12 protein-coding genes are annotated in these 11,848 nt (G+C 50.7%); 10 read left to right on the forward strand and 2 right to left on the reverse strand.

What is annotated here, in order from left to right; genetic code table 11:
* Positions 1–144 carry a TnpV protein gene (locus H8730_RS07325; protein WP_430385374.1) on the forward strand — a complete coding sequence of 48 codons (144 nt, stop codon included), beginning with the start codon at positions 1–3 and terminating at the stop codon, positions 142–144.
* Between the two features lie 139 nt (positions 145–283).
* On the opposite strand, the gene H8730_RS07330 is transcribed toward H8730_RS07325, so the two are convergent.
* Complete coding sequence (locus H8730_RS07330) at positions 284–556, reverse strand: DUF6429 family protein (protein ID WP_177716009.1); 273 nt, start codon at positions 554–556, stop codon at positions 284–286.
* 340 nt (positions 557–896) lie between these two features.
* Between H8730_RS07330 and H8730_RS07335 the strand changes: the two genes are divergently transcribed.
* The 9 genes from H8730_RS07335 to H8730_RS07375 all read left to right on the forward strand — a co-directional run bounded on the left by H8730_RS07335 (position 897) and on the right by H8730_RS07375 (position 9,618).
* Complete coding sequence (locus tag H8730_RS07335) at positions 897–1,898, forward strand: PhoH family protein (protein WP_177716007.1); 1,002 nt, start codon at positions 897–899, stop codon at positions 1,896–1,898.
* Complete coding sequence (gene ybeY, locus H8730_RS07340; RefSeq protein WP_177716005.1) at positions 1,895–2,395, forward strand: rRNA maturation RNase YbeY; 501 nt, start codon at positions 1,895–1,897, stop codon at positions 2,393–2,395. The genes H8730_RS07335 and ybeY overlap by 4 nt, the downstream gene beginning before the upstream one ends.
* Positions 2,396–2,408: 13 nt before the next feature.
* On the forward strand, positions 2,409–3,566 hold the full coding sequence (locus H8730_RS07345) for a DUF3048 domain-containing protein (RefSeq protein ID WP_177716003.1): 1,158 nt from the start codon (positions 2,409–2,411) through the stop codon (positions 3,564–3,566).
* Positions 3,563–3,970: a cytidine deaminase gene (locus tag H8730_RS07350; protein ID WP_430385375.1), complete on the forward strand. Its 408-nt coding sequence runs from the start codon at positions 3,563–3,565 to the stop codon at positions 3,968–3,970. Before H8730_RS07345 ends, H8730_RS07350 begins: the two co-directional genes overlap by 4 nt.
* A gap of 29 nt (positions 3,971–3,999) precedes the next feature.
* Positions 4,000–5,592, forward strand: a complete 1,593-nt coding sequence (locus H8730_RS07355) for a putative polysaccharide biosynthesis protein (RefSeq protein WP_177716001.1) — start codon at positions 4,000–4,002, stop codon at positions 5,590–5,592.
* Between the two features lie 60 nt (positions 5,593–5,652).
* The gene (locus H8730_RS07360; RefSeq protein ID WP_177715999.1) at positions 5,653–6,078 is read left to right on the forward strand and encodes a hypothetical protein; all 426 of its coding nucleotides are present in this window, start codon (positions 5,653–5,655) and stop codon (positions 6,076–6,078) included.
* 30 nt (positions 6,079–6,108) lie between these two features.
* Positions 6,109–7,038 (forward strand): AEC family transporter, encoded by a 930-nt coding sequence (locus H8730_RS07365; protein WP_177715997.1) that lies wholly within the window; start codon positions 6,109–6,111, stop codon positions 7,036–7,038.
* Positions 7,039–7,142: 104 nt separating this feature from the next.
* The gene (locus H8730_RS07370; protein ID WP_177715995.1) at positions 7,143–8,822 is read left to right on the forward strand and encodes a polysaccharide deacetylase family protein; all 1,680 of its coding nucleotides are present in this window, start codon (positions 7,143–7,145) and stop codon (positions 8,820–8,822) included.
* Positions 8,823–8,868: 46 nt separating this feature from the next.
* Entirely contained in the window at positions 8,869–9,618 is a 750-nt protein-coding gene (locus H8730_RS07375) for a polysaccharide deacetylase family protein (RefSeq protein WP_249289613.1), read from the forward strand.
* 67 nt (positions 9,619–9,685) lie between these two features.
* Here H8730_RS07375 and H8730_RS07380 read toward each other — a convergent pair whose 3' ends face one another.
* Positions 9,686–11,581 carry an ABC-F family ATP-binding cassette domain-containing protein gene (locus tag H8730_RS07380; protein WP_249289614.1) on the reverse strand — a complete coding sequence of 632 codons (1,896 nt, stop codon included), beginning with the start codon at positions 11,579–11,581 and terminating at the stop codon, positions 9,686–9,688.
* Positions 11,582–11,848 lie beyond the last annotated feature (267 nt).

Here is an 11,848-nt window from a genome sequence, read left to right on the forward strand (position 1 = left end):
TTGAATTACCACCGTCACCGAATTATCGAATCGGCTATGGCAAAGCAGGAAGGTGTAACCGAAGCCTTGAATGCCACAGATCAGATGGAATGGGTATGCCGGAAAAACAGCATCCACAGCCGTGCAGAAGTTATATATGCTTAATGGAAAATGCCCGTTATCGGCTTTATGACTGATAACGGGCATAAACTTTTCCCACTTCAAAGGCTGCTTATTAACGGCTGTTTATCTTCCAATACCCTTTTCTGTCAGAGCCGATGCGTTCGATAAAGCCTGCCAAATGTCACCTCCAATCCTCAATACCGTACTTTTCCATCAGCTTCTTTGCATAGTCAATGCCGGTTTCTGTAATATAAACGGACTTTGTTCGAGAAGGGTGGCTGCCTTGCCTGATATAGTCCTCATCATCTAAGCCGTTCAAAATATCAAAATTGTACCCTTTCCAAGCGTAAAAATCCTCCCCGTTGAAAAATCTATCCTTTTCCGAAAAACGGGACAGGTACATCAGCATCATCGTCAGCTCTTTCATCGCTTCATCAGCTTTTATTTTATCCATCGCTTTGTGTCCTCTCTATGTATTGTAACCTATTGTAACTCATATACTTCACAAGTATATTACTATTATCCTACGTTTCTTCTTGATTTGCAATATCCACACCGTTTTCCGGGTTGCCCCTTTTTTGTACCTGTTAAGAAAAAATAATAAATTTCTTGCAAGTTGCTCTTTAGAATTTTCGGAGGATATGCTACAATAGAAAAAGAGTTTCCAGAAATACTGCCTGAGCTGATTGAAACCGTGAGAATTCGTTAATCATAGAGAGAAAGAGGGAGCAGATGTGACGTCATTCATAATATTGACAGAGGCCAGAGGATAGTGACGATAGTAGGAGGATTCTATGGAGAATGAACAATATGTCAAAATCCCTGGGGATTATGTGGGAAATGTCTTCGGGAGCTTTGATGAGAATATAAAAGCCTTAGAAAAAAAGTTTGCTGTGAGCGTCATCAATCGCGGCGACGACATAATCGTGGCAGGCGAGCCAGAGGCAGTTGCAAAGGCGTCCGAGGTGCTGCAAAAGCTGACGGAGATTGCGGCCGGCGGGGAAGTGATCTCGCTGCAACATGTGAATTACTTATCGTCCCTATCGGACGAAGAGGCGAAGATCGATGTGACAGAGCTCATGAGCGACGTGGTGTGCTTCACAAGGCAGGGGAAGCCCATCCGCCCCAAAACTCTGGGTCAAAAGCGGTATGTGGATCTCATCCGGAAGGACATGCTCACCTTCGGCGTTGGCCCTGCCGGTACAGGAAAAACATACTTAGCCATGGCTATGGCGATACAAGCCTTTAAGAGTGGGGAGATAAACCGCATTATTCTGACGCGCCCGGCCATCGAAGCGGGGGAACGCCTCGGGTTTCTGCCGGGAGATCTGCAAAGCAAGATCGATCCCTATCTCCGGCCGCTATACGACGCTCTGTATGAGATCATGGGGGCGGAGAGCTTTGCCAAAAATATGGAGAAGGGAGCCATTGAGGTAGCCCCCCTGGCCTACATGCGAGGCCGCACCCTTGACAATTCCTTTATCGTGCTGGACGAAGCGCAGAATACAACTCAGGCGCAGATGAAGATGTTTCTGACCCGCCTCGGATTCAATTCCAAAGCGGTCATTACAGGGGACATGACGCAGATCGATCTGCCAGATGGCCAAAAGTCAGGTTTAAAGCAAGCGGTCCATATCCTTCGGGATGTGGAAGGGATCGGGATCATCCGTCTCAACAACAAAGACGTCGTCCGGCATCCGCTTGTCCAGCGGATCGTGGAAGCCTATGAAAAATATGACACACAGGCGAAGGAAGCGGTGGCCAGCGTGATTCCTTCAGAGAGGAGGAAGCGATGACGCTGTCCGTAAATTGGGAAAACGGTGAGGGCGCGGAGGATCAGCCATTGTGGGAATCGCGATTTAGGGAGGCGGTCCAGGCGGTATTGAAGGAGGAGGGACTTCTGGATATACCCGTGGAAGTAAGCCTGAGCGTCGTTGGACGGGAGGAGATCCATCGATTGAATCGCGAATTTCGGCAGGTTGACCGCCCGACAGATGTTTTATCCTTTCCGCTCCTTGATTTTCAGTCCAGCACTGTGCGGGATACGGTGGAGAACGGTGAAGTCAATCCGGAAAGCCAGGAGGTCTGTCTCGGGGATATCGTCATTTGTCAGGAGATTGCAGAGGAGCAGGCGAGAGAGTATGGGCACAGCCTGCGCAGAGAGATGAGTTTTTTGACCATTCACAGTATGCTCCATCTGCTGGGATATGATCATATGGAACCGGAAGAGGAAGCCGAGATGTGCCGAAAACAAGAGATGATTTTGCAGTCTTTGGGGATCGGCCGTGAATAATGGAGGGATCGTCATGAAACAAAAGGTGTTGCACAGCGCCGCTGTCCTGTTGCTGACCCTGTGCGTTGTGGTGGGGGGCTGTCAGTCCCGCCAGGAATCATCTGAGGATACGGCCGCTTCGACCGTGCAGGACAGCGTGGAGAGCAGTGTGCCGGAGGAATCTAGCGATTTGCTGCCCGAGTCGGAGCCGGAACCGGACTCTTCCGAGGAGGAGAGCAGCGAGGTGGAGCCTGTGATACCGGAAGGCTATGTGTACAGCCAATATACAGGCCTGCCCATTCCAGAGGAGACGGCGCGCCGGAAGCCTGTGGCCATCTCCATCAACAATCATCGCAAGGCCTCGCCACAGAGTGGCTTGCTGTATGCAGATATCATATACGAGGCGCCCGTTGAGGGGAATATGACTCGCTTTGTCGCTGTCTTCCAGGATTATGATCAGGTGGAAAAAATCGGTCCCGTCCGCAGCGCAAGGCGCTATTTCATTGATTTCGCCTTGGATCAGAGCGCGGTGTTGATTCATTTCGGGGAGGATACCAGCATCTCTAAGGTGTACAGTCAGGTGGGCTGCCCCCACATAAATGGCATCTCGTCCCTGGAAGAGGTGATGACATGGCGCAGCAAGGACCGAAAAGCACCTCACAATGTGTACACCAGCGGGGAGCGGCTGCTGGAAGCCATGGAGAGGGCAAAGATTGCCACGGAGCTTGAATCGGAAGTCGCGCCAGTGTTTTCCTTCCTGAAAGAGGAGGAGACGCCTTCCAGTGGGGAGCCGGTACAACATGTAGCGATCCCGTATCTTGTGTACAAGGATTACAATCAGACTGCGGAGTTTTTCTATGAGGCGGAGACGAAATCCTACGGCAGAGTTCAGTTTGATGAGCCTCAGACGGATTTGGAGACGGGAGAGCAGTTAAAATTCAAAAATGTCCTGATTCAGATAGCCGACGTCCATGAGAGAGGCGACGAGGCTGGGCACAAGGATATGGTATCCATCGGTGAGGGAAAGGGATATTATCTGACCAACGGCATTTGCCAACCGGTCACATGGAAAAAAGCGGATCAACAGACGCCAACTCACTGGTATGATGCGGAAGGTGAAGAGTTGTCGCTCAATCCGGGAAAAACTTGGATCAATGTCGTATCCCTGAGTCAGGAGATAACCTTGGAGTGATAGGCGTGAAGAACGAGGAATTGCTGGCAGCCGCCCGCGCGGCCATGGAGCATTCTTACAGCCCGTATTCAGGATTTCGAGTCGGAGCGGCCGTTTTGGCCCAGTCCGGCCGTATCTATTCCGGTTGCAATATCGAGAACGCTTCCTACGGGGCCACAATCTGCGCGGAGCGCTGCGCTATTTTCTCCGGCATTGCACAGGGAGAGCGCCGGTTCATCAAGTTGGCGGTGGTGAGTTCCGGCGACGGCTACCCGTGGCCTTGTGGAATCTGTAGACAGGTGATGCTGGAGTTTATGCCGCCTGAGGGCAGCATACTGTTAGAGGATAAAGGCAAAATTCTAGAGCTGGCGCTTGATGAGTTAATGCCCCATGGATTTACGAAAGAAGCTTTGTCCTCCGAGTGAGAGGGCGGGCGAGAGAAAGTAGGAATGGTATGAGCAGTAGTGCGAAGGATTTGGCGAAGCAGGGCGGGATTCTGGTTGCCGCTTCATTTATCGTCCGGTTTATCGGATTTTTCTATCGAATCCCCTTAACGAATTTGTGGGGAGACGCCGGCAACGATATGTATGCTATGGCATATCAGATCTATAACTTTTTTTATATCGTATCCGCTTTTGGCGTTCCCACCACGCTGTCCAAGATGCTGGGTGAGCGCATCGCTTTGAAAGAATATGCCAACGCGAGGCAGGTGTTTAAGGTCGCGCTTGTATTTGTCAGCAGCGTGGGTCTTATCTGTGCGCTGATTCTCTGGTTTGGCAATTCGTACATCGCTACGAAGATTTTTAACCTTCCCCAGGCGGCGCTGGCCATGCGCGCCCAGGCGCCCGCTGTGTTGATCGTCTCCGTGATGAGCGTTTTTCGGGGGCTGTTTCAGGGAATGAACAATATGAAGCCCACCGCCATATCCCAGACCATTGAGCAGATTGTGGACGCCTTGGTAGCGGTTACGCTGGCCTTCGCGTTGATGGAACCTTTGGGGATAAATTGGGCTGTCGCTGGAGGTATCAGTGGGACTGCGGCTGGAGGTTTGGCGGCCCTTGGGTTTATGATCATCTGTTTTTTCGCGTACCGAAAGAGAAGCAAGATTTTCTGTGCACCCCGCCAAGAGATTACGGAGCGCAATTCCGATATTCTGCGCCAAATGATTTCCATCATCGTCCCCGTCGTACTTGCGTCGGCTATATTTAGCATCAAGAGTATGATTGATTCCAGTATGTTTATCAAGCTGATGAGCTGGAAGGGGTATGAGCAGGAGGCGATCTCGAATATGAGGGGCATCTATCAGGGCAAGTTCATCGTTCTGATTAACCTGCCCATCTCCATCGGCAACGCCATGGCCGCCGCCTCTGTGCCGAGCATCGCCCACTCCATCGCCATACGGGATCGGGCTGAGATCCAAAGCAAGGTCAACATGCTGATCAAGACGGTGCTTTTAATCTCGCTGCCAGCCGCCGTGGGACTCACGGTCATGGGAAAACCGCTGCTGCGGCTCATCTTTCCCAACGCGCACCAGGGCGGAGAGCTATTCTGGGCTGGCTCCATCGCCGTTGTCTTTTATTGCATTATCCACGTCTCGACGGGGATCTTGCAGGGAATCGGCAAGCTGAAAATACCTCTGCGAAATGCCATCATCGGAGTGCTGGTCACCTGTCTGACCAATGTGATTTCCATTATGGTGCTGGATTTGAAGATCTACTCCCTAGTGTTGAATATCGTGCTGTTCAGCGCAGTGTTAGCATTTTTGAATTTGCGCAGCGTGCTCAAGTTTTGCCATGTGAGGATCTCCTTCAAAAAGGCAGTGCTGAAACCTCTGATCAGTTCTCTGATCATGGGAATAATCTGTTTCATATTCTATGTTCTGCCCTTTACCTTGACAGGGTCCAACACCATTTCCTGCATCATCTCCGTAGGAATTGGCGCTTTGACCTACTTTACGGTGATGGTCAACATCGGAGGGCTGACGAAGCGGGATATGTCGACTCTGCCCGTAGGCGGACTCCTGAGAAAATTGAAAATTTTTCGATAGAGCTTCGCATAGAATCCCTTCTTTTTGTCCATACTGCTACTAAGAATAGGAGGAGTCAGTATGAGCACGAGGAGAAAGGTTTTGTGTATTGTGTTTACAACCGTTGCGGTTTTGATCATAATGGGTTCTGCATTTTACGGCTGGTACTATCTGTCGACAAGGGACAGCCGGCGGGAATCGCCCTTAGCTGAGGAGTCCGATCCTCAGCCGGTGCGGGAACCTTCGGAAGATCTGAGTGTTGATCTGTCCGCCAACGGAAATCCGGCTGGAGAATCAGAGATTGCACAGGAGAAATCATCCCAGAGGTATACCGTTCGAGAGTACGAAGGGCATATTGGAATATTTCTGGAAGACGGGACACTGCAATCCGAACTCAAAACTCCTGTGGAATTACTTCCAGAAATTGATCAGAAAAAGTTACAAGAGGGAATCGCCGTCAACACAGAAGAGGAGCTGATCCTGCTCATGGAGAGTTATACCGGGTGACGCTCTTAAAAGAGAGGATCGTACAGGACTGTGGATTTTTTTGTCACATTGAATGAAACTGTTATTTTATTTGCCATGGTATTGCTGGGATTTATGGCTGGCCGTCTCAAAATTGTGAGCACAGGCTTCTCCAAGGATATATCCCAGTTTTTGTTTTGTATCTGCGTGCCCGCCATGGTGATTGATGCGCTGCAACGTCCCTTTTCAAAGGAAATCCTGGGAACGGGGGCGGTGCTGATCGCAACCTGCGTGGGAATTATCGTGGCCTCCTATGGAATCGGCCGACTCATTGTGAGATGGGTGCCTGTGCTTCGAAAGGAAAAGTTGGTGTTCCTGTACAGCATGACATTTCCTAACTTCGGGTATATGGGGATTCCTGTGGTATCCGCACTTCTAGGGGAGGAGGGGGCTTTTTATGTGGCGCTCTATGTGCTCCCTTTATACTTAATCGTCAACTCCTGGGGCGTCTACATATGGGAACGGGAAGGGCAACCGAAGTCCATACCGGTCTGGAAGCGGATTCGAAGCGCGCTAAATCCGGCGACAGTGGGAACCTTGATCGGCTTTCTGCTCTTCGTCTGCTCCATTCAACTGCCGGAAAGTCTGGGGCGAGTCGTGGAGATGACGGGGGACTTGACCACACCGCTGGCCATGATTTTGGCGGGACTTTTGCTGGCGCAGGCGGATCTGAAGCAGATCTTTCGCGCGCCCAAAGTGTATATTCTGAGCGGGATTCGGCTATTGGGGCTTCCCTTTCTCTTTATGGGGATCCTGTATCTATGCGGCGCAAGGGGAATCCGGCTGAGCATACCGGTCCTGATCACCGCCATGCCCGTAGCCGCAAATTTGGCCATGATGGCCGAAAAATTTGAGCGGGATGCGTATCTGTCCGCCCAGATTGTATTTTTATCGACGCTTTTGTCCGTTATCACCATCCCAATTGTCGGTATGGCACTATAAAAAATTCAATGAAGATTTAATACATGCGTAATTCCCATTTAACAACTTTCGACAAATTTTGCAGTATAATATGGATAGATATTGTTGAAAGTGGGGGGAGACGGATGGCGAAGCGCGGGAAGGCCGCAAGGCCACTGGTTGTACTGCTGGTCATTGAACTGCTGATCTTGGCGGGGGGCGGTATCCTGTATGGGTATCTCAAGATTTCCAACACCTCTCTGTCAGAACTGTTCAATTCAAGGACAGCGGGGGACGTGATCAGCGCCTTTACAGAAAAAGCATTGACGGCGGAACAGACGGGATTGAACAAAGAGGAAGGTAAGCTGAACCGAAAGGGAGAAAAATATAGAAAGCCCTTGTATCAGGAAATGAAACGGATCATGGACATGTACTGCAATGAAGAGTTGTCCTATGACCAGCTGGTCCGCTGCATGCGGAGCTACCAGCTGTTTGCTGAGGCGTCGGGCCAAGCGGGCAAATATTTGTCCTACGCCAACAGCATTCAGGCGGGGCGGGAGGCGTATCGAGAGGGAGTCGCGTATGCCGCAAAGGAGGACTACACTGGGGCGCTGGAGTGTTTTAAGCGGGTGGACTCGGAGGATCCCATCTACAGCGAAAAGGCGGAGCAGGAAAAAGAGAAGATGATACAGAAGTTGATCGAAATCGCGCCGGAGAAGGTAAACGAGTACCTCTGCCAGTATAAAATAGAGGAGGCGAGGGCGTTCGTAGGAGAACTTTTTGCCGCATCGCCAGATGATCCGGCGTTAAATGGGTTGGACCAGACAATCAATGAGTATGAAGCGTTCCAGACGGAGCTGGTGGAGTATACAGGACCGGTGGAACATGTATTTACCCACTGTTTGATTGCATTCCCGGAGCTGTGCTATTCCAGCCCATCCATGACCAAGTCGCTGGATACGGATTGTGTCACGCCCCATGAATTTGCGCTCATTCTGGAGAACCTTTACGAGAAGGGGTACATACTGATCGATATCAATCTGCTTCTCGATGAATCCGGGGAGGGGGATAGGGTGGCCAAGCTGATGCTGCCCAAGGGGAAGAAGCCGCTAGTCCTTTCCGTGGACGATGTGGTGTATGACGCCCGTAAGATGCATACGGGGATGGTGGACAAATTGGTTGTGGACGACAGGGGACGCGTCTTGTCCTACACGAAGACAGCCGCAGGGGACGAGATCTACAGCTATGAAAACGAAGTGTTCCCCATCGTCGACAGCTTTGTCAGGGAGCACCCGGACTTTAGTTTCCAGGGGGCGCGGGGCACGCTATGCCTTACGGGATTCCAGGGGATCTTCGGGTACCGGACGCAGACAGGCGCGCCGGAGGGGACCGACAGGGAAGCGGAGAAAGAGGGCGCGTTGCAGGTGGTTGCGGCGCTTAAGGAGGAAGGCTGGAACTTTGCCAGCCATGGGTACGGGCATTATCATATGGATCAGATTGAGTACAGCAAAGTGGAGTACGATACGGCGAGCTGGCAGGCGGAGGTTGCGTCCCTTGTAGGGCCGACGAAAGTCATGGTCTGGCCCTATGGCGGTCACGTCCGGTCCGGCAAGATCCACGAATTGCTGTATGACACGGGATTTCGAATCTTTTGTGGCGTGGGAGCAAAGCCCTATCTGGCACGGGAGCCGGACGGACTGGGAATCTTTCAAGACCGGAAGGCGTTGGACGGATATTCCCTTCGCAATCGCCGGGAAATGTATCTGTATCTCTTTGACACGGAGGAGGTGTGGGATCCCCTCCGGCCCAAGGATGTGTCATGGTAAGGAAATTAGACAGAAAATCATTAAACTTTTGTAGGGGGGTGTTCATTTGGACGTTACAAATCGGGTGCAGTGGAAAGCTGTTACCTTCAGTTATGATGACGGTGTCACACAGGATATAAGGTTGATTGAATTGCTGAATCAATACGGACTTAAATGTACTTTCAATCTCAACTCGGAATTGTTGGGGAAAAAGGGGATCCTGATTCGAGAAAATAAGCGTATTGCCCACTATAAAATACATCCCGAGGACGTGAAATTCATTTATGATGGCCACGAGGTCGCCGCTCACACATTGACACATCCGAATTTGACTGGGCTTGACGAAGCGGAAATCATACGTCAGGTTGAGCAGGATCGAATCAATTTGTCCGAACTTGTCGGCTATGAAGTCGTGGGAATGGCATATCCCTGCGGAGGCGTTAACAATAATGAGAGGGTGGCGGATATCATTCGGGAGAATACCCATATTCGGTACTGTCGCACCATTACAGACACCGAAAGCTTTGATATACAGGAAAATCTATATCGGTTGAATCCGAATGTCTATCACATAATGGAGTTTGATCGGTTGATGAAAATGGGCGAACAGTTTGTTGAACTAAGCGCAGATAAACCGCAAATTTTCTACATCTGGGGTCATTCATATGAGATGGACTACCGGCCTGATTATTGGAACAAGCTGGAGGAATTCTTCAAGCTGATCAGCAACCGAAAGGATATGGTGTATGGAACAAATGCAGAAGTTCTACAACACTTCCATTTATTGTCTGGAAGCAGGACAAGTATGGAAGTTTGATACAAAAGTTCAGACAAAAGAAAAATCCGCCGTGAGGCGGACATAATGTTGAAGTTCGCGAACGTATTCACTCCCCAATCTCCTCGGACAGTGCGTCCCACTGGTGCATCCAATCCTCGATCTGCGCTTCTAGCGCAGCCTTTTTTTCCTCTAAATCGTGGAAGGCGCTGGCACTTGAGTAGAATTCCGGGAGCAACATCTGTCCCTCAATTTCGGCTATGCCTTTCTCCGCCTTCTCGATATCGTCCTCCAGCCGCCGCAGCCGAGTCTTTTTTCTGCGCAGCTCGCTCTGAGACTGTTTCTGTTGGAGGTAGTCCTCCTTGTTGGCGGTTGCCGGAGAAGCCGCCTGTTCAGTTGCCGCCTCCGGCTTCGTGAGGTGTTCCATATAGAAGTCGTAATTGCCAAGATAGGTTTGGATTCCCTCCGGAGTCAAGACGAGAATTTTGTCTGCGACGCGGTTGATGAAATAGCGGTCGTGGGAGATGAAGAGCAGCGTCCCCTCATAGCGGCGCAGGTTGTCTTCGAGTATTTCCCTGGAAATGATATCCAGATGGTTGGTCGGCTCATCCAGCAATAAAAAATTGGACTGGGAGAGCATGATCTTGCACAGGGACACCCGCGCTCGCTCTCCACCGCTCAGATCGCGAATCAGCTTAAATACGTCCTCCCCTCGGAATAAGAAAGAGCCGAGAACGCTGCGGATCTGCCCAAGGGTCATCTGTGGAAAGGCATCGTAAATTTCGTCCAGAATCGTTTTGCCGGGAGACAGAGTCTCCTGTTCTTGATCATAGTATCCAGGGTATACCTTTACGCCGAGGCGCAGATAGCCGCTGTCGGCCGCCGCCTGCCCCATTATGATTCGGAATAAGGTCGTCTTTCCCGTGCCGTTAGCGCCCAGGAGCGCCACTTTTTCGCCTCGCCGGACGGTAAAATTTAAATTCTGAAATTGGCGCTTCCCGTCAAAGGCTTTACAGAGCCCCTCCGCGCTTAATACATCTTCCCCGCTGAGAATTTTCGGGGTAAAGGTTAACTTCATGGAGGCGTCCAGAGAAACCGGCTTGTCCAAAATCTCCATCTTGTCCAGTATCTTTTCTCGGCTCTGTGCGCGGCGGATGAATTTCTCCATATTAAAGGATCGCAGCTTGGCGATAACCTCCTCCTGATGCCGAATCTCTGCCTGCTGTGCCTCATATTCTCGAAGAGCTGCCTTTTCCCGGGCAGCTTTTTCCTGAGTATAGTAGGAATAGTTGCCATTGTAGGTGGAGGTAACACCGCGCTCCAGCTCCAAGGTTTTCGTGCAGAGCTTGTCCAGAAAATAGCGGTCATGGGATATGATTAACGCAGCCCCGGGGAAGGAGGCAAGAAATCCTTCCAGCCAGCTGATGGCATCAATGTCCAGATGGTTGGTCGGCTCATCCAACAACAAGAGATCCGGCTTTGAAAGCAGAATTTTGCCAAGGGCAACCCGGGATCTCTGGCCGCCGGACAGGAGAGAGATGGGGAGCTGGTACTCGGCCTCGGTAAATCCAAGTCCCTTCAGGACGCCGCGCACCCGGCTCTGATACGAGTAGCCATCGGCCTCCTCAAAATCGTGGGAGAGGCGCGCATAGGTGTCCAGCAGGGAGGGATCGGCATTTTCCTTCATCTGCTGTTCCATGGCGCGGAGCTGATTTTCCAGTTGCACAACGGGTTCAAACACTTGGAGCAGCTCCTCCTGCACAGTAGTAGCCGAAGAAATCTCTGCGTTCTGCGCCAAATATCCAATTCGAAGATTCTTTTGCAGGTAGAGCTGGCCCTCGTCCGGTGGCATAGCGCCGCGAAGGATGTGGAAAAGCGTTGATTTTCCGGCCCCATTGACGCCGACCAACGCCATTTTTTCTTTTGCCTCTATATGAAAGGTCACATTGCGCAAGACCTCTGTGGTGACAAAGCTTTTTTGAATTCCATTAGCGGATACAATCATACGACGATAGACCTCCATTCCATACGGTGCGCAGCCGTCACGTCTCTATGATACCATCATTTTAGCGGCTTGAAAAGTGGTAACATGGAAAAAGTAGAAAAAACATGCATATAGTTAAAAAACGTTCACAGTTTGTTGCTTGACAAATAAAAGTAAGTGTGATTAAATATTATCCATACTAATTTTTTGCAATGCTAAATAAATGTGGACAATTTGTTGTTACAGGGGATTTCATGGAGGTAGTGGGATGTTGCCTATCGCCTGCAA

This window comes from Bianquea renquensis, assembly GCF_014384895.1.
GTDB classification, from domain to species: Bacteria; Bacillota; Clostridia; order Lachnospirales; family Bianqueaceae; genus Bianquea; species Bianquea renquensis.

Excerpts from the sequence above, each read along its gene's own strand:
- H8730_RS07330 (WP_177716009.1), bottom strand. The coding sequence starts at position 556 with ATGGATAAAATAAAAGCTGATGAAGCGATGAAAGAGCTGACGATGATG.
- H8730_RS07370 (WP_177715995.1), top strand. The coding sequence starts at position 7,143 with ATGGCGAAGCGCGGGAAGGCCGCAAGGCCACTGGTTGTACTGCTGGTC.
- H8730_RS07355 (WP_177716001.1), top strand. The coding sequence starts at position 4,000 with ATGAGCAGTAGTGCGAAGGATTTGGCGAAGCAGGGCGGGATTCTGGTT.
- ybeY (WP_177716005.1), top strand. The coding sequence starts at position 1,895 with ATGACGCTGTCCGTAAATTGGGAAAACGGTGAGGGCGCGGAGGATCAG.
- H8730_RS07380 (WP_249289614.1), bottom strand. The coding sequence starts at position 11,581 with ATGATTGTATCCGCTAATGGAATTCAAAAAAGCTTTGTCACCACAGAG.
- H8730_RS07345 (WP_177716003.1), top strand. The coding sequence starts at position 2,409 with ATGAAACAAAAGGTGTTGCACAGCGCCGCTGTCCTGTTGCTGACCCTG.
- H8730_RS07335 (WP_177716007.1), top strand. The coding sequence starts at position 897 with ATGGAGAATGAACAATATGTCAAAATCCCTGGGGATTATGTGGGAAAT.
- H8730_RS07360 (WP_177715999.1), top strand. The coding sequence starts at position 5,653 with ATGAGCACGAGGAGAAAGGTTTTGTGTATTGTGTTTACAACCGTTGCG.